We start from the raw sequence: 16052 nt of genomic DNA on the forward strand, positions 1-16052 counted from the left end.
ACGGCGGCTACGGCTTCTCCAAGGAGTACGAGATCGAGCGGCTCTACCGCGAGGCGCCGATGCTCCTGATCGGTGAAGGTACGGCCGAGATCCAGGGCCCCACCGGGGCCGCCGCCGCGACGGCGTCGCCACGCCGCTACCGCGCCACCAGCTCCGCGTACACGATGAGGTTCTCCACCGGATGGCCCCGCGGGTCCGGGTCGTCGCCCGCGCACGTGACGAGCCGCAGTGCCGTGCTGTCGGTCTGTCCGTAGACCTTCCGGGTGGGGAAGGCGCTCGGGTCGGCCGTCTCGGTGTCCGTCACCGAGAAGCGCAGCACCTTGCCGTCGCCCCGCTCCACGTCGATCTCCGTGCCCCTGGTGACCTTGCGCAGGTCGTGGAAGACGGCCTTGCCGTCGGGAATGCGCTCGTGGCCGATGATCACGGCGGCGCCCGGCGTGCCGGGCTTCGCGCTGCCCGTGTACCAGCCGGCGGTCATGCCCTTCTCAAGCGGCGGGACCTGCACGCTGTCGTCCGCGTTGCGGCCCAGCCGGATCAACTGGCTGCTCACGCCGATGGAGGGGATGGAGACCCGGGACGGCTCCTCGGCCCGGGCCGGGCCGCCGATGACCTTGTCGGTGCCGCCGCCCGGCGCGCAGGCGGCCAGCAGGAACACCGGCACGGCCAGCAGCAGTGCGGTGACGGAGAGGCGGGTGCGACGGGACATACGGTCCACCGTAGGAACCGGAATGTCTCCTCCGCTTCAGCCGATCGGCCACTTCCGTCTCCCCCCACGGGGCGACGCACCGGGCCCGGCCCACGCCCTCACGGCACCAGCCGCTGGAGGAGCCCCCAGGTGAATTCCGCCACGTACGCCCCGCGCTCCCCGGTGGCGTCCGGGGCCGTGAAGGCCAGCCGCCAGCGCGTGGGCGCCGTCCCCTCCATCGGGCGGGCGGGTGGGAAGGCCCGGGCCACCTCGTCCACCGTGCACGACCAGGGCAGCAGGTCCTCGACCGTACGCGGCGACGGGCCGCGGGCGCCGGGGGCGCGGATCAGCCATTCGTTCCACACCGCCCCGCCCGGCGCGCTCAGCACCTCGAAGCGCAGATCCGGCCAGAGCGGCACCGGCCACGTCATCGCCTCGAAGACCAGGTCCCCGACGCGGCGTTGCCCGGCGGACTCGGGCGGGCCGAGCACGGAGCGGTAGCGGGGGCCGGCGCCGCCGCGGCGGGGGGAGCGCACCATGGCCTGCCAGCGGCGGTTGGCCTCGCGCATCGCGGCGCGGTCGACGCCCAGTTCGCGCAGCGCGTCCTCGACCAGGCCGGGTTGGTGGTCGGCCATCCGGCGCAGCAGGACGAGCTGGAACTCCATGGGGCCGAAGGCCGAGGAGGCGCCGGGGGCGGGGTCTGGGGCCGGTCTCATGGAGGTCATCGTCGCGCACCGGGGGCACTTCGGGTCAACCGATGGCCAAACCCCGGCGAGTTGGCGCTCGCGTCCCTCCGGTCCCGGCCGAAGTCGCCCTTTCGCGCAAGCTTTACCTCCCGGCAGCCGTGAGCTGGTCCGGAGGGCGCCCACGCCGTGGTCGTGGCCGGTACGGTCTGGCCATGACGGAAATCGACCCCCAGCGCACCGCACTCGTCCTCGTCGATCTCATGGAACGCGTCGTGGCGTTGCCCCTCGCGCCGCGTCCCGGTGACGAAGTGGCCGACAGGGCGGCGCGGTTGGCCGGTGCGTTCCGCAAGGCGGGGGCGCCGGTGGTGGTCGTGCGGGTGGAGCGGGAGGGCGTCGCGGAGCAGCCGCCGGGCAGCGGGCTGCTCGCGGGGATCGCCGAGCCGGGGGACATCGAGATCGTCAAGCGGACCGTGGGGGCGTTCCACGGCACGGAGCTCGACGCCCGGCTGCGCGAGCGGGGCGTACGCACGCTCGTCCTGGCCGGCATCGCCACCAACCTCGGCGTGGAGTCGACCGCCCGCGCGGCCGCGGACCACGGCTACGACCTGGTCTTCGTCGAGGACGCGATGAGCGCCCTGACCGCCGAGGAGCACCGGGCGTCGGTGACGCTGGACATGCCGCGCCTGGGCACGGTGGTCACCGCCGCCGCGCTGACCCTCGTGGGCTAGGCGGACGGCGGCGGCTCCTCGCCCAGCATCCGGCGCAGCAGGTCGCGCAGGACCGTGCGCTCGCCCGCCGACAGCCCGGCCAGCGGCTCGCGCGCGAAGTGCAGCGACTCCCGCAGCCGGACGGACGTGGCCAGGCCCTCGGCGGTGGGGGCGGCCAGCTTGACGCGGCGGTCGTCCGGATCGGGGCGGCGCTCGACCAGGCCCCGGGCCTCGAGGCGGTCGACGATGCCGGTGACGTTCGACGGCTCGCACTTCAGCTTCTGGGCGATCTTGCGCATGGGCATCGGCTCGTGGGACAGCAGGGCCAGTACCCGGGCCTGGGCGCCGGTGAGGGAGTGCTTGCCGGCCGCCTCCTCGTACTCCTCGTAGTAGCGCGCCACGACGGTTCCGATGAGCTCGACGACCTCCACGGTGACGGCGTCGGGCCGGGGCGCGGCGGACCCCGTCGGGGGAGCCGGGGGAGTCGGTGCCGGAGTCGGAGTCATGGGACACAGCCTACCCGGTTACTTGACAACATGAAATATCGAGGCGCATGGTTGTTTCAGCTCCTGAAGTAGAAGGAAGGTTGGTTCCCATGTCCGCCACGCCCGCCACCAGCCGCGAATGGCACCTGGTCGCCCGTCCGCAGGGCTGGCCCCGGCCCGAGGACTTCGCCCTGCGCGAGACCGCGGTCCCCGAGCCCGCGGACGGCCAGATCCTGGTCCGCAACATCCACCTCTCGGTCGACCCGTACATGCGCGGCCGGATGAACGACGTGAAGTCCTACGTCCCGCCGTACCAGCTCGACCAGCCGATGGACGGCGGCGCGGTCGGCGAGGTCGTCGCCTCCCGGGCCGAGGGCTTCGCCCCCGGCGACCACGTCCTGCACGGCCTCGGCTGGCGCGAGTACGCCCTGGTGGACGCCCGGCGCGCCGCCAAGGTCGACCCCGCCGTCGCCCCGCTCTCCGCCTACCTCGGCGTCCTGGGCATGCCGGGCATGACCGCCTACGCGGGCCTGCTGGAGGTCGCCTCCTTCCAGGAGGGCGACAGCGTCTTCGTCTCCGGCGCCGCCGGCGCGGTCGGCAGCCTGGTCGGCCAGATCGCCAAGCTCAAGGGCGCCTCCCGCGTCATCGGCAGCGCGGGCTCGGACGAGAAGGTCAAGGTCCTGATCGACGAGTACGGCTTCGACGCCGCCTTCAACTACAAGAAGGGCCCCGTCGCCGAGCAGCTGAAGGAGGCGGCGCCCGACGGCATCGACGTCTACTTCGACAACGTCGGCGGCGAGCACCTCGAGGCCGCCCTCGGCGCCCTGAACCTCAAGGGCCGCGTCACCATCTGCGGCATGATCGCCCAGTACAACGCCACCGAGCCGGTCCCCGGCCCGCGCAACATGGTCAACATCCTGGCCAAGCGGCTGCGCGTCCAGGGCATGATCGTCTCCGACCACGAGGCGCTGCGCCCGCAGTTCGTCCAGGAGGTCGGCGGCTGGATCCGCTCCGGCGAGCTCACGTACCGCGAGACGGTCGTGCGCGGCATCGAGAACGCGACCGAGGCGTTCCTGGGCCTGCTGCGCGGCGAGAACACCGGAAAGATGATCGTCAGCCTCGAAGGCTGAGCCTGCCGGCCGCTTCCGGCCCCTTCCGGCCCTTCAGTCCGACCCTTCCCTTCCCCCCTCCGAGGAGAAACGTTATGCCGATCCAGCCCGTAGAGGTCGTCTACACCGCCGTCGCCACCGCGGAGAACGGCCGTGACGGCCGAGTCGCCAGCGACGACGGCCAGCTCGACGTCGTCGTCAACCCCCCGAAGCAGCTCGGCGGCAGCGGCGCCGGCACCAACCCCGAGCAGCTGTTCGCCGCCGGCTACAGCGCCTGCTTCCAGGGTGCGCTGGGCGTCGTCGCCCGCCAGGCGAAGGCCGACATCTCCGGCTCGACCGTCACCGCCGAGGTCGGCATAGGCAAGACCCCCGACGGGGGCTTCGGCATCAAGGTCGCCCTCTCGGCCCGCATCCCGAACGTCGACGAGGCCACCGCCCGCGCGCTGGTGGAGCAGGCGCACCAGGTGTGCCCGTACTCCAACGCCACGCGCGGCAACATCGAGGTCACCCTCGACGTCGCCTGACCGGGACGAACCCGGGACACGAGCGCGACGATCGCCTCCCCACCGAGCGGCTACGCTGCCCGCCATGCGAGATCTTGTAGCGGGCATGACGTACCTGGCCAAGGGCCAGCGCTGGGTGGGCCGCAACCGCCGGCAGTGGGGGTTCGGGCTGCTGCCCGGGCTGATCACGCTGGTCGGCTACGCGGCGGCGCTCGTCGCGCTCGTCGTATGGGCCGACGACGTCGTCGACTGGGCCACGCCCTTCGCCGACGGCTGGGGCTCGCCCTGGCTCGGCCTCTTCCGCGGCGCGCTGACCGCGGTGTTCTTCGGCGGCTGCCTGCTGCTGTCGCTGATCTCCTTCACCGCCGTGACGCTGCTGGTCGGACAGCCCTTCTACGAATCGCTCTCCGAGCGCGTCGACCTGGCCGAGGGCGGCAGCGCCCCCGAGTCCGGGCTGCCGCTGTGGCGCGAGCTGTGGAACTCGGCCCGCGAGAGCCTCGTGGTGCTCGTACGGGTGGCCCTGTGGGGCGTCCTGCTCTTCGCGCTGGGCTTCGTGCCCGTCATCGGACAGACCGTCATTCCCGTCATCGGCTTCTGCGTCTCCGGCTTCTTCCTCGCCGAGGAACTCACCGCCGTGGCGCTGCAACGGCGGGGCGTGCCGCTGAAGGAACGGTTGCGGATGCTGCGCTCGCGCAAGCTGCTGGCGCTGGGGTTCGGGGTGCCGGTGGCGTTGCTGTTCCTGGTGCCGTTCGTGGCGGTCTTCGTGATGCCGGGTGCCGTGGCGGGGGCCACGCTGCTGGTGCGGGACCTCATGGGCGAGACGGGCGGGGACGACGGTGAGGGCGGGGGCGGGAAGTCGCCCCGGCCCCGCCCCCTCCCGCTGTAGGGCTCACAGCGAGCCCAGCACCAGCCCAGCGTCCTCCCCCGTCCCCTCCGCCACCACGTTCCCCTCCGGGTCCCACAGCGCGCTGAGCCCGCAGGCGTCGTACGGGCCCGACGGGCCCACGTGGTTGGCCAGCAGGACGTGCAGGGCGTTGTCCTTCGCCAGGGACGGGAAGACCTCCTGCCGCTCCGCCTCGCCCGTGGGCCGCCCGTAGAGCGAACTCGCCAGCAGGGCGCGGCAGCCGTCGGCGGCCGCGCGGGCGGCGAGGTCGGGGAAGTGGGCGTCGAAGCAGATGGCGAGGCCGAAGCCGACGCCGTCCAGGGTGAAGCGGCCGTCCTCCGTGCCCGCCGTGAAGCCGGCCGCGGCCTCCGTGCGGGTCACGTGCACCTTGTCGTAGCGCGTGAGCAGCGCGCCGTCCGGCCCGTACACGTACGAGCTGATCGTCGGCCCTGCCGGCACCGTACCCGCGCAGTTGACCACGGCCGCGACGCCCGCCGCCCGGCAGGCGTCGCGCACCGGTGCCAGCCGGGCGTCGTCCGGGGCCATGGCCAGCCGGCCGGGATCGCCGGTAATGGCGTCGAGCTCGTAGCCCGTGGCGGCGAGTTCGGGGAAGACGACGAGCGAGGCACCCCGCTCGCCGGCCTCGGCGACGAAGGCGGCCATGCGGGCCACGTTGGCGTCGATGTCGCAGGGCCGGGCGGTGAACTGTGCGGCAGAGATGATCATGCGGTCATCATGACCGGCCGCCGGCGCCCACGGCCACCGCGATCACCGACCGGATCTGCGCGGTGATCGCCAGCCGGTTCCGTACGAAGTCGGGGTCGGTGATCCGCCCGGTCGCCGGGTCGGTGTTGCCCTCGCCGAACCGCAGCACCGGCGTGTGCAGATGCCCGCCCGGTACGCGCAGACCCACGGCGTCGCGCAGCAGGGTCGCCCGGTAGGCGATCTCGTTGGAGAGGTAGTCGCCCCCGCCGCCCGCGCGGGCGGTCGAGCCCGGCGTGGGGCCGTCCGCCCGGTCCACCTCCTCGGTGCCGCCCGCCGGGATCTCGGTGACGGCGGTGTTGTCGTACACCGGGAACGGCCCGGTGGCCGCCGCCGTGATCGCCGCGTACGGCAGGCTGGTCGTCGTCCACTGCGGCTGCGGGACGACGGTGGGCACACCGGGCGGCACGGGCACGGTCTGCGTGCGCGAGGCGTTCACGTTGTCCGGATAGCCGCCGCGCCAGGCCCCGTTGGTGCGCTCGACGTCGAAGCGGCCGGGGCGGCCCTGGCTGATGGTGGTGAACAGGTCCACCGCGCGGGCCCCGGGCCGGAAGTGCGGCAGCAGCGTCCGCTCCACCGTGCCCTCGGCGAAGTCGTCCCAGCGCACCGGGAAGAGGGCCGCCTCGATGCGCGCCGGGCCCGCGGGGGTGTTGACGGTGGTGCCGTCCAGGGCCAGCGCCGCCGCCCCCGAGGGGTTGGAGCGGCGGACGTCGGAGTCGAGCTGGAACGGGTCGAAGCCGGTGATCAGGACGCGCTTGACCCCCGCCCCCGGCGGCAGCGCGATCGAGTCCTGGCCGCGCGAGCCGCGCTCCACAGCCGCCAGCAGCCGCGCGCGCCGCCGCTCGTCCAGCGTGAACGCCGGCCGCCACTCGCGCACCGCCCGCGTCATGCCCAGCCGCGCCCAGTACAGGGGGCGGTCGTCGTCCCGGCTCAGGTCGCCGCCGGCCGGGCCCCGGCCCTGCGCGCGGTCCACGGCCCGCCGCCACAATTCCCGCCCCTGGCCCGTCGCCAGCAGCTCCGCCTGGGAGAAGGAGCGGGTACGGGCCAGGGCGCGGGCGAAGCCGGGCGCCATGTCGTCGAAGCCGCTGCGGCGCAGGATCTCCTGCGGTACGGGGCCGGTCAGCCGCTGTTCCTCGACGGTGAGCGGCGCGGTACGTGTCGCCGCCGTGGCGGGGGCGGAGAGGGCGAGCGGGGCGCAGGCGAGCAGGACGGCACCGAGGGCGCCGAGGGTGCTCCTGCGGGATATCCGGGCGGAATTATTGGGTCTCATGAGCCGGAAGGAAACCACTGCGGCGGCATTGGCGGTAGGGGGTGGTCAACTTCCCTCGCACACAGTCAACTTCAGGCCACAATGGCGTAATGGCAATCTCGCAGCTTCTCGCCGACCCGCTCATATCCGCCGGACGACACTTCGCTGCCCCGCTGTTCGACCCCAGAGCCGGGCAAGGCGCCCGGGAATTCGCCGAGATGGCCCTCGCGCTCCTGCTGTCCTCGCTCATCGGCCTCGAGCGCGAGCTGCAGCAGAAGAGCGCCGGTCTGCGCACGCACACCCTCGTCGGGGTGGGCAGCGCGCTGTTCATGGAGATCTCGATCCACGGCTTCGGCGCGCTGGCCGACCTCGAGGGCGACACCCGCCTGGACGGGTCCCGGGTGGCGGCGCAGATCGTCTCCGGGATCGGCTTCATCGGCGGCGGCCTCATCTTCGTCCGCCGGGACGCGGTACGCGGCCTGACGACGGCCGCCACGATATGGCTGACCTGCGCGGTCGGCATGGCGTGCGGCGGCGGGTTGCCGCTGCTCGCCGCCGCCGCGACCGCGGTGCACTTCCTGGTGGTGCGCGGCTTCACGCTGCTGACCCGGCGGCTGGGCAGCACCGAGCGGGTCGAGCTGAGCCTGTCCTACCGGACGCGCCGGGGGCTGCTCGGCCGGGTGCTGGAGCTGTGCACCAAGAGCGGCTTCCGGGTGATGGACGTACAGGTCGACGCGGAAGCCGGCGCCGGGGACGGGCCCAAGAGCAAGGGCAAGGAGGCCGGCGTCGTGCTGAGCCTGGAGGGCAAGAGGTCCGCGCATCCGCTGGTGGAGGAGCTGACGGACTGGGACGGCATCACCGGCGTCGGACTGCGCGCGCACGCCGACAGCGCGGAGTGAGCGGGCCGGACCGTCCGGTGTCCCCGGAGCGGGTGAACTCGCTTATGAGGCAGGGTCATTCATCGGCTACCGTGCGGGCGGAGGGTGATCGCGGTCTCCGCGTGATCCCTCGGCCGCCGCCCGGTCCCCACCGGGCAGGCACGCGAGGCGCCGGCTGCCCGGGGCGAGGGTACGGGCACCGGCACCACCGGCGGGTCACCGGACCACGAAACGGCCCGACCCCGCCGCCCCAGGGGCGGAGCCACCTGACGGGCTCCGCCCCTTCCCCGGCCAGGTACGGCCGGCGCCAGTACGCGCTTGCGCGGGCGCGACGTGGCTTGCCCGGCCCGGCGTCCGGCGCCCGGCCCGCGTCCGGCGTCCGGCCCGCGCCCGCGGCCCGCGCCGCGTCCGGTCCGCGCCGCGCCCGGCCCGCGCTCACGCCGGGGCCGGGCCCCGCGCCCGGGCCCCCGCGTCCCGCCCCCGCGCCGCCCCCCGCCGCTACGGCAGCGGCATCGGTGACGTGATCGCGCGGTAGGCCATGCCGGCCAGTTCTCCCTGGCCCTTCTTGCTGGGGTGGAACCAGTCCCACTTGCTCAGTTCCTGGCCGGTGAAGTTGTAGCCGTTCACCGCGCTGTCGTAGCGGCACAGCGCGTCCCGGGTGCAGACGTCCTTCAGGGCGGCGTTGTATTCGCCGACCCTCTTGTCGACCTGGGCCCGGCGGGCTTCGGCGGCCTCGTCCGCCGCGTCGGCGTCGTGGAGCATCGACGGGCAGATCGACGCCATCTTCCAGATCTGCTTGCCGAGCATGCTCTTGCGCCCCTCCGACCACAGCCGCTTCAGGTCGGGGATGCCGGCGACGTAGACCTGGGAGCGCGGCAGCGTGGAGCGCAGGGTGCCCAGGGACGTCTCGAAGTCGGCGCGGAAGCGGTCCACGGGGGTCATCTGGGTCACGTCCGCGCGGCAGGCGTCGTTGGCGCCGAGCAGGACGGTCACGAGCTGCGGCTTGTGGGCCACGGCCGCGCGCATCTGCGCGGGCAGGTCGGCCATCCGCGCGCCGGTCTTCGCGTAGTTCCAGCTGCTGGTCTGCGGGGACAGCAGCAGCCGCCGGGCGAGGCTGTCGACCTCGGTGCCGGTGGCCCACGAGACCTCGGGGCAGTCCTCGAGCACGGAGCAGGCGTCGAAACCGCGGGTGATGGAGTCGCCGAGGGAGGCCATCGACGTGGGGCGGGGGTTCCAGGCGGGGCGTGAGGGGCTCGGCTCGGCCGCCTTGGTCCCGGTGCCGCCGTCCTCGCACCCCGTCGCCAGCAGTACGGCACCGAGTACCGCGGCGGCGGCCCGTATGCCCGCGGACCGCCTTCGCCTGCTGGTCGTCGCCATCTCGTTCCCCCTCCGGCCGGGTGATATCTGTCCGGGACCGACGGTACGTCACCCCATAGGGGCCTGCGCACGGTAGCTTTTCCCCAGTGATCAACTTGTTCCGGGATCTTTGCAAACGCGGCGCGACGAAATCACAACACGTCACTTCCTGTCCCTTTTCAGGAGAATTGCTCCCGATGGTGTTTACTGTTGGTAACCTCGCGAGCTGGCGCGGGAGTGGTCATCGGGGCAGACTGCCCACCGCCGCCCCGGGCGGGACCGTCACGGGTGCGAGGCCGCTGGGGAAGGCGAACCTCGAACCGCACTGGAGGTCCCGGTGACGACACGTGGAGTTCTGTACGTGCACTCCGCGCCGCGCGCGCTGTGCCCGCACGTCGAATGGGCCGTGGCGGGCGTTCTCGGCGTGCGGGTCACCCTCGACTGGATCCGGCAGCCCGCGGCGCCCGGCACCTGGCGCTCGGAGTTCTCCTGGCAGGGCCAGGCCGGCACCGCCTCCAAGCTCGCCTCCGCCCTGCGCGGCTGGCACCTGCTCCGCTTCGAGGTGACCGCCGACCCCTGCGCCACCGCCGAGGGCGAGCGCTACAGCTCCACCCCCGACCTGGGCATCTTCCACGCCGTCACCGGCATCCACGGCGACATCCTCATCCCGGAGGACCGGCTGCGCGCCGCGCTGTCCCGCGCGGACCGCGGCGAGAGCGACCTGCAGGCCGAGGTCGCCAAACTGCTGGGCAAGCCCTGGGACGACGAGCTGGAACCGTTCCGCTACGCGGGCGAGGGCGCACCGGTGCGCTGGCTGCACCAGGTGGTGTAGACGGCGCACGGTACGCCGAAGGGCCCGCCCCGGCCGGGGCGGGCCCTTCGCTCGTAAGAGTGCGGCGCCGGGGCGCGATCAGACCGTCCGCAGGGCGAGCACCACGTTGTGGCCGCCGAAGCCGAACGAGTTGTTGATCGCCGCGATGGAGCCCTCCGGGAGCTTGCGGGGCTCGTCGCGCACGATGTCCGCGTCGATGTCCTCGTCGAGCTCCTCGATGTTGATCGTGGGGGGCGCGGTGCGGTGGTGCAGCGCGAGCACGGTCATGACCGTCTCGATGCCGCCGGCACCGCCGAGCAGGTGACCGGTCATCGACTTCGTCGCGGAGACCGCGACGTGGTCGAGGTCGTCGCCGAGGACCTTGCGCAGCGCCTTGAGCTCGGCGGAGTCGCCCTGCGGGGTGGAGGTGGCGTGCGCGTTGAGGTGCACGACCTCCGACGGCTTGAGGTCGGTGTTGTCGAGCAGGTTCTGCAGCGCGGCGGCGATGCCGCGGCCGGTCGGCTCGGGCTGGGCGATGTGGTGGCTGTCCGCGGACAGGCCCTGGCCCAGCACCTCGCAGTAGACCCGCGCGCCACGGCGGGCGGCGTGCTCGGCCGACTCCAGGACGACGACACCGGCGCCCTCGCCGAGGACGAAGCCGTCGCGCTTCTTGTCGTACGGACGGGAGGCCGTGGTCGGCTCGTCGTTGTTCTTGGACATCGCCATCATGTTGGCGAAGGCCGCGATGGGCAGCGGGTGGATGGCCGCCTCGGTGCCGCCCGCGACGACGACGTCGGCGCGGCCGGTGCGGATCATCTCGACGGCGTAGCCGATGGCCTCGGCGCCGGACGCGCAGGCGCTGACCGGGGTGTGCACGCCCGCCTGGGCGTTCACCTCGAGGCCGACGTTGGCGGACGGGCCGTTGGGCATCAGCATCGGCACGGTGTGCGGGGAGACGCGGCGGACGCCCTTCTCCTTGAGCACGTCGTACTGGTCGAGCAGGGTGGTCACGCCGCCGATGCCGGAGGCGATGACCGTGCCGAGCCGCTCGGGGACGATCGAGGCGTCCTCGCCGGCCTTGGCGGTGAAGCCCGCGTCGGCCCACGCCTCGCGCGCGGCGATCAGCGCGAACTGCGCCGAACGGTCCAGCTTGCGGGCGAGCGGCCGGGGCAGCACGTCCTCGGGGTCCACGGCCGCGACGGCGGCGATGCGGACCGGCAGGTCGGCGAACCGTTCACCCTCGAGGGCGCGGGCGCCGGAACGCCCGGCGAGCAGCCCTTCCCAGGTCGATGCGCTGTCGCCACCCAGCGGTGTGGTTGCGCCGATACCGGTGACGACCACGGTGCGATTGGTCGGATTCACAGGAATTCTGTCTCCACGTGTAGAGGTGCTGGAACCGCCACCGCCGGGGTGGCGACGAACGCTGAGGATCAGGCCTGGTGCTGCAGGATGTAGCTGGCAGCGTCACCGACGGTCTTCAGACCCTTGACGTCCTCGTCGGGGATCTTCACGTCGAAGCGCTCCTCGGCGGCGACGACGACCTCGACCATGGACAGCGAGTCGACGTCCAGGTCGTCGGTGAAGGACTTGTCCAGCTCGACGTCCTCGACGGGGATACCGGCGATCTCGTTGACGATCTCGGCGAGGCCCTTGAGGATCTCTTCCTGGGTGGCGGCCATGTGCGGCGCTCCTTCTATCGGTTGTGCGGTGGAACTGCGGTAAGGGAACTGCTGGTGCGGTGACCTTCCGGTGACCGGCTGGTGGTGCCGGCCCCGTGGATCTCGCCTAGGGGAGGGTAACGACCGTGGCGGCGTACACGAGACCCGCCCCGAAGCCGATGAGGAGAGCGGTGTCGCCGCTCTTCGCCGCTCCGGTGGCCAGGAGGCGCTCCATGGCCAGCGGAATGGAGGCCGCGGAGGTGTTGCCGGTGGTCTCCACGTCCCGGGCGACCGTGACGCTCTCCGGCAGTTTCAGAGTCTTGACCATCGAGTCGATGATCCGCATGTTCGCCTGGTGGGGGATGAAGACGTCCAGGTCCTCCGGGCTCACCCCGGCCTCGTCCAGCGCCTGCTGGGCGATCTTGGCCATCTCGAAGACGGCCCAGCGGAAGACCGCCTGACCCTCCTGGGTGATCGCGGGGAAGCGGACGTCCGTCTCCTCGCGGTAGACGTCCCAGGCGACGGTCTGCTTGATGGTCTCGGCCTTGTCGCCCTCCGAGCCCCACACCGTCGGGCCCATCGCCGGCTCCTTCGAGGGGCCGACGACCACGGCGCCCGCGCCGTCGCCGAACAGGAAGGCCGTGGCGCGGTCCTCCAGGTCGGTCAGGTCGGAGAGCCGCTCGACGCCGATGACCAGGACGTACTCCGCCGAGCCCTCGGTGACCATGCCCTTGGCGATGGCCAGGCCGTAGCCGAAGCCCGCGCAGCCGGCGGAGATGTCGAAGGCGGCGGGCTTGCCCGCACCCACCTTGTGGGCGATCTCGGTCGCGATGGCCGGGGTCTGCTTGAAGTGCGAGACGGTCGAGACGAGGACGGCGCCGATCTGCTCGGGCGTGATGCCCGCGTCGGCGATGGCCTTGCCCGCCGCCTCCAGGGACATCGCGGCCACGGTCTCCTCCGGGCCGGCCCAGTGCCGGGTGGCGATGCCCGAACGGGAGCGGATCCACTCGTCGGAGGAGTCGATGTGCTTGAGGATCTCCTCGTTCGGCACGACCCGGGTGGGGCGGTAGCCGCCCACGCCCATGATGCGCGCGTACGGGGCGCCCTTACCGGGCTTGATCTTCGAGGTCATGCTCTCGGACTCCTTATTCGGCCGGGCCGGCGGCGTCGGCTGCGTGCTCGGCGATCAGCGCGCGGGCGGCCTCGAGGTCGTCCGGGGTCTTGAGCGCGAGGGTCTTGACGCCGGGCAGGGCACGCTTGGCCAGGCCCACGAGGGTGCCGCCGGGGGCCACCTCGATCAGCGCGGTGACGCCCAGCTCCTTGAAGGTCTCCATGCACAGGTCCCAGCGGACCGGGTTGGCCACCTGGCCCACCAGCCGCTGTACGACCTCCCGGCCGCCGGCGACGACCTGACCGTCCTTGTTGGAGACATAACGCGTGCGGGGGTCGAGCGCTTCCACCTGCGCCACCGCGGCCTCCAGGGCCGCCACGGCCGGGGCCATGTGGTGGGTGTGGAAGGCGCCCGCCACCTTCAGGGCGATGACCTTGCGGGTGCCCTCGGGCTTGTCCTCGGCCAGCGCCGCCAGCTGTGCGGCGGTGCCGGCGGCCACGATCTGGCCGGCGCCGTTGACGTTCGCCGGGGTCAGGCCCAGCTTCTCCAGGTGCGGCAGCACGTTCTCCGGGTCGCCGCCGAGCAGCGCGGACATGCCGGTCTCGGTGACGGCCGCGGCCTCGGCCATGGCCAGGCCGCGCTTGCGTACGAGCTCCATGGCGGTCCGCTCGGACAGCACGCCGGTCAGCGCGGCGGCGGCGAGCTCGCCCACGCTGTGGCCGGCGGCGGCGCCGACCAGGCGTGCGAAGTCGTCCTGCGCGGGGAAGAGCTGCCCCGCCGAGATCAGCGCGGACGCCACGAGCAGCGGCTGGGCCACCGCGGTGTCGCGGATCTCATCGGCGTCGGCGTTCGTGCCGTAGTGGACGAGGTCCAGGTCGATGGCGGCCGACCACTCGGCCAGACGGCCGGAGACACCGGGGAGGTCGAGCCAGGGGGTCAGGAAGCCGGGCGTCTGAGCGCCTTGGCCGGGAGCGACGAGTACGAGCACCCTCACACTCTCTCTCGTGGACGGCATCGGTCACCCGTGAGGACAGGGACCAAGAACCGTCAGGGGAATTGTGGACGTTCGACAAAAGCCTAAGGGCGTCACTCCGCGTCGGCCAGGCGCCCGAGGATCAGTGCGATCCGCAGCGTGAAGGCCGAGCGGACATCGGAGGGTGACCAGCCGGTGACGTCCGTCACACGTCGGAGGCGGTATCGCACGGTGTTGGGGTGGACGAACAACATCCTGGCCGCCCCCTCCAGGCTGCTGGCCTGTTCCAGGTAGACGCTGAGCGTCTCCAGCAGCGCCGAGCCCGCCTCCTCCAGCGGTCTGTAGATCTCCTCCACCAGCTGTTCCCGCGCCGCCGCGTCGCCCGCCATCGCCCGCTCGGGCAGCAGGTCGTCGGCCAGTACGGGGCGGGGGGCATCCGGCCAGGCCGCGCAGGCCTTGAGGCCGGCGGCCGCGGCCTGCGCGGACCGGTTCGCCGCCAGCAGGTCGCCCACCACGGGCCCGGCCACCACCGGGCCGGCCGCGAACGGGCCGATCAGCGCCTTCGCCGCCTGCAGCGGATCGTCGGAGCCGCCCGCGACCACCACCAGCCGGTCGCCCAGCACGCCCGTCAGGACCTGCAGCTTCGCGTGCCGGGCGGCCCGGCGGATCGCCTCCACCGTCAGCTCGCTGTCCCCGTTGGGGGCCGTGCCCAGCACCACGGCGACATGCGCCGGCGAATTCCAGCCGAGCGCCGCCGCCCGGGACAGCGCGCCCTCGTCGGCCTCCCCGGAGAGCACCGCGTTGACCACCAGCGACTCCAGCCGGGCGTCCCACGCGCCGCGCGCCTCGGCGGCCTGGGCGTAGACCTGCGCCGTGGCGAAGGCGATCTCCCGGGCGTACACCAGCAGCGCCTCGCGCAGCGCCGACTCGTCGCCGGGCGCGGCCACCTCGTCGATGGCCGACTCCATGACCTCGATGGTCGTGCGCACCATCTCCACGGTCTGGCGCAGCGTGATCGCCCGCGTCAGCTCCCGGGGGGCCGTGCCGAAGACGTCCGTGCTGATGGCCTGAGGGGTCTCCGGATGCCGGAACCACTCGGTGAAGGCCGCGATGCCGGCCTGGGCCACCAGGCCGATCCAGGACCGGTTCTCCGGGGGCATCGCCCGGTACCACGGCAGCTGGGCGTCCATCCGGGCGATGGCCGCGGCGGCCAGCGTTCCGGAGGACTTCTCCAGGTTGCGCAGGGTGGCGCTGTGCGGATGCGGGGTCTTAGCGGCTGGTTCAGGCACGGGGACAAGCCTGCCTTATTCGGGTGCGCAACGGGGCCGCCGGGCCCCTGTGGGGCGCTTCCCGGGGCTACGGTGGCCCGATGATGCACGTGCAGCGGGCCGCCGAACGCTTCCGTGGCGGCGATGCGGAGGCCGGGATCGAGACCTGGCACGCCTTCTCCTTCTCCGGCTTCTACGACCCCGACAACGTGCGGTTCGGCCCGCTCGCGGCCTGCAACGAGGAGCGGCTGGCGGGCGGCGCGGGCTTCGTCGAGCACCCGCACCGGGATGTGGAGATCGTCACCTGGGTGGTGGAGGGCGAACTCACCCACGAGGACTCCACCGGCCATGTCGTCACCGTCCGCCCCGGCGACGTCCAGCGCCTGAGCGCGGGCTCCGGCGTCCGCCACGTCGAGCGCAACGCGGGGTCGGCTCCGCTGCGGTTCGTCCAGATGTGGCTGACCCCGTCCGAATTCGGTGGTGAGCCCCACTACGAGGTGGTGCGCGGCATCGCCGACGGCACCCCCTACGCGCTCTCGCGGGCGGAGGCGGTGCTGCACGTGCGGCGGCTGCGCGCGGCCGAGCGCACGGCGCTGCCGGACGCGCCGTGGCTGTACGTGCACGTGGTGCGGGGTGCCGTGCGGCTGGGGGGCGAGGTGCTGCGGGAGGGCGACGCGGCGCGCGTCCTGGACGCGGAGGGGCTGGAGGCCGAGGCGATCGGCCCGGCCGAGTTTCTGGCGTGGGAGATGCACGCCGAGCCCCACTTCGGCTGAGGCCAGAGATTTTCTCCCCCACCCCGCCCCTTCCCGTAAGGCCTCAAACGCCGGCCGGGCTGAAAAACAGCCCGTCCGGCGTTTGAGGACCGGGGTCCGGGGCGGCCGCATAAGATCGGTGGGCCTGGCCTGGAGCGAGCACGGGTCGAAATCAA

The 16052-nt window shown here is 72.9% G+C and carries 19 protein-coding genes; 8 read left to right on the forward strand and 11 right to left on the reverse strand.

What is annotated here, in order from left to right; genetic code table 11:
• The coding region (locus ABZ956_RS30145; protein ID WP_361900570.1) for an acyl-CoA dehydrogenase family protein at window positions 1-254 on the forward strand (254 nt) is incomplete at its 5' end.
• Here ABZ956_RS30145 and ABZ956_RS30150 read toward each other — a convergent pair.
• Window positions 137-706 carry a sortase gene (locus ABZ956_RS30150; protein ID WP_361900573.1) on the reverse strand — a complete coding sequence of 190 codons (570 nt, stop codon included), beginning with the start codon at window positions 704-706 and terminating at the stop codon, window positions 137-139. The two genes, ABZ956_RS30145 and ABZ956_RS30150, sit on opposite strands and share 118 nt — an antisense overlap.
• A 98-nt stretch (window positions 707-804) precedes the next feature.
• Window positions 805-1401 (reverse strand): hypothetical protein, encoded by a 597-nt coding sequence (locus ABZ956_RS30155; protein ID WP_361900576.1) that lies wholly within the window; start codon window positions 1399-1401, stop codon window positions 805-807.
• A 182-nt stretch (window positions 1402-1583) separates the two neighbouring features.
• On the opposite strand from ABZ956_RS30155, the gene ABZ956_RS30160 reads away from it, so the two are divergent.
• Entirely contained in the window at window positions 1584-2099 is a 516-nt protein-coding gene (locus ABZ956_RS30160) for an isochorismatase family protein (RefSeq protein ID WP_361900579.1), read from the forward strand.
• Here the strand turns inward: ABZ956_RS30160 and ABZ956_RS30165 are convergent.
• A complete protein-coding gene (locus tag ABZ956_RS30165; protein ID WP_361900582.1) occupies window positions 2096-2584 on the reverse strand; it encodes a MarR family transcriptional regulator in 489 nt (162 codons plus the stop codon). The two genes, ABZ956_RS30160 and ABZ956_RS30165, sit on opposite strands and share 4 nt — an antisense overlap.
• Window positions 2585-2673: 89 nt before the next feature.
• Between ABZ956_RS30165 and ABZ956_RS30170 the strand changes: the two genes are divergently transcribed.
• The 3 genes from ABZ956_RS30170 to ABZ956_RS30180 all read left to right on the forward strand — a co-directional run bounded on the left by ABZ956_RS30170 (window position 2674) and on the right by ABZ956_RS30180 (window position 5061).
• Entirely contained in the window at window positions 2674-3693 is a 1020-nt protein-coding gene (locus ABZ956_RS30170) for an NADP-dependent oxidoreductase (protein ID WP_361900585.1), read from the forward strand.
• Window positions 3694-3767: 74 nt separating this feature from the next.
• The gene (locus ABZ956_RS30175) at window positions 3768-4196 is read left to right on the forward strand and encodes an organic hydroperoxide resistance protein (protein ID WP_361900588.1); all 429 of its coding nucleotides are present in this window, start codon (window positions 3768-3770) and stop codon (window positions 4194-4196) included.
• A gap of 64 nt (window positions 4197-4260) precedes the next feature.
• Window positions 4261-5061: an EI24 domain-containing protein gene (locus ABZ956_RS30180; RefSeq protein ID WP_361900591.1), complete on the forward strand. Its 801-nt coding sequence runs from the start codon at window positions 4261-4263 to the stop codon at window positions 5059-5061.
• A gap of 3 nt (window positions 5062-5064) precedes the next feature.
• On the opposite strand, the gene ABZ956_RS30185 is transcribed toward ABZ956_RS30180, so the two are convergent.
• On the reverse strand, window positions 5065-5784 hold the full coding sequence (locus tag ABZ956_RS30185) for a carbon-nitrogen hydrolase family protein (RefSeq protein ID WP_361900594.1): 720 nt from the start codon (window positions 5782-5784) through the stop codon (window positions 5065-5067).
• A gap of 7 nt (window positions 5785-5791) precedes the next feature.
• Window positions 5792-7090, reverse strand: a complete 1299-nt coding sequence (locus ABZ956_RS30190; protein ID WP_361900597.1) for a pyroglutamyl peptidase — start codon at window positions 7088-7090, stop codon at window positions 5792-5794.
• A gap of 89 nt (window positions 7091-7179) precedes the next feature.
• Between ABZ956_RS30190 and ABZ956_RS30195 the strand changes: the two genes are divergently transcribed.
• Complete coding sequence (locus ABZ956_RS30195; RefSeq protein ID WP_361900600.1) at window positions 7180-7968, forward strand: MgtC/SapB family protein; 789 nt, start codon at window positions 7180-7182, stop codon at window positions 7966-7968.
• Between the two features lie 477 nt (window positions 7969-8445).
• On the opposite strand, the gene ABZ956_RS30200 is transcribed toward ABZ956_RS30195, so the two are convergent.
• Window positions 8446-9324 (reverse strand): SGNH/GDSL hydrolase family protein, encoded by an 879-nt coding sequence (locus ABZ956_RS30200; RefSeq protein ID WP_361900603.1) that lies wholly within the window; start codon window positions 9322-9324, stop codon window positions 8446-8448.
• Between the two features lie 316 nt (window positions 9325-9640).
• Here ABZ956_RS30200 and ABZ956_RS30205 point away from each other — a divergent pair, with 316 nt between their 5' ends.
• On the forward strand, window positions 9641-10135 hold the full coding sequence (locus tag ABZ956_RS30205; protein WP_361900606.1) for a DUF3145 domain-containing protein: 495 nt from the start codon (window positions 9641-9643) through the stop codon (window positions 10133-10135).
• 78 nt (window positions 10136-10213) lie between these two features.
• On the opposite strand, the gene fabF is transcribed toward ABZ956_RS30205, so the two are convergent.
• The 5 genes from fabF to ABZ956_RS30230 form a co-directional block, all read right to left on the reverse strand.
• Window positions 10214-11476 (reverse strand): beta-ketoacyl-ACP synthase II, encoded by a 1263-nt coding sequence (gene fabF / locus ABZ956_RS30210; protein WP_361900609.1) that lies wholly within the window; start codon window positions 11474-11476, stop codon window positions 10214-10216.
• Between the two features lie 68 nt (window positions 11477-11544).
• Window positions 11545-11793, reverse strand: a complete 249-nt coding sequence (locus ABZ956_RS30215) for an acyl carrier protein (RefSeq protein WP_361900612.1) — start codon at window positions 11791-11793, stop codon at window positions 11545-11547.
• Between the two features lie 106 nt (window positions 11794-11899).
• On the reverse strand, window positions 11900-12904 hold the full coding sequence (locus ABZ956_RS30220; RefSeq protein ID WP_361900615.1) for a ketoacyl-ACP synthase III: 1005 nt from the start codon (window positions 12902-12904) through the stop codon (window positions 11900-11902).
• A gap of 13 nt (window positions 12905-12917) precedes the next feature.
• Window positions 12918-13871: an ACP S-malonyltransferase gene (locus ABZ956_RS30225; protein WP_361900618.1), complete on the reverse strand. Its 954-nt coding sequence runs from the start codon at window positions 13869-13871 to the stop codon at window positions 12918-12920.
• A 98-nt stretch (window positions 13872-13969) separates the two neighbouring features.
• Window positions 13970-15145, reverse strand: coding sequence for a helix-turn-helix domain-containing protein (locus ABZ956_RS30230; RefSeq protein ID WP_361900620.1), 1176 nt, complete (start codon window positions 15143-15145; stop codon window positions 13970-13972).
• 80 nt (window positions 15146-15225) lie between these two features.
• On the opposite strand from ABZ956_RS30230, the gene ABZ956_RS30235 reads away from it, so the two are divergent.
• Complete coding sequence (locus ABZ956_RS30235) at window positions 15226-15897, forward strand: pirin family protein (protein WP_361900624.1); 672 nt, start codon at window positions 15226-15228, stop codon at window positions 15895-15897.
• Window positions 15898-16052 lie beyond the last annotated feature (155 nt).

Origin of the sequence: Streptomyces sp. NPDC046261 (genome assembly GCF_040646235.1) — a bacterium.
Lineage (GTDB): Bacteria > Actinomycetota > Actinomycetes > Streptomycetales > Streptomycetaceae > Streptomyces.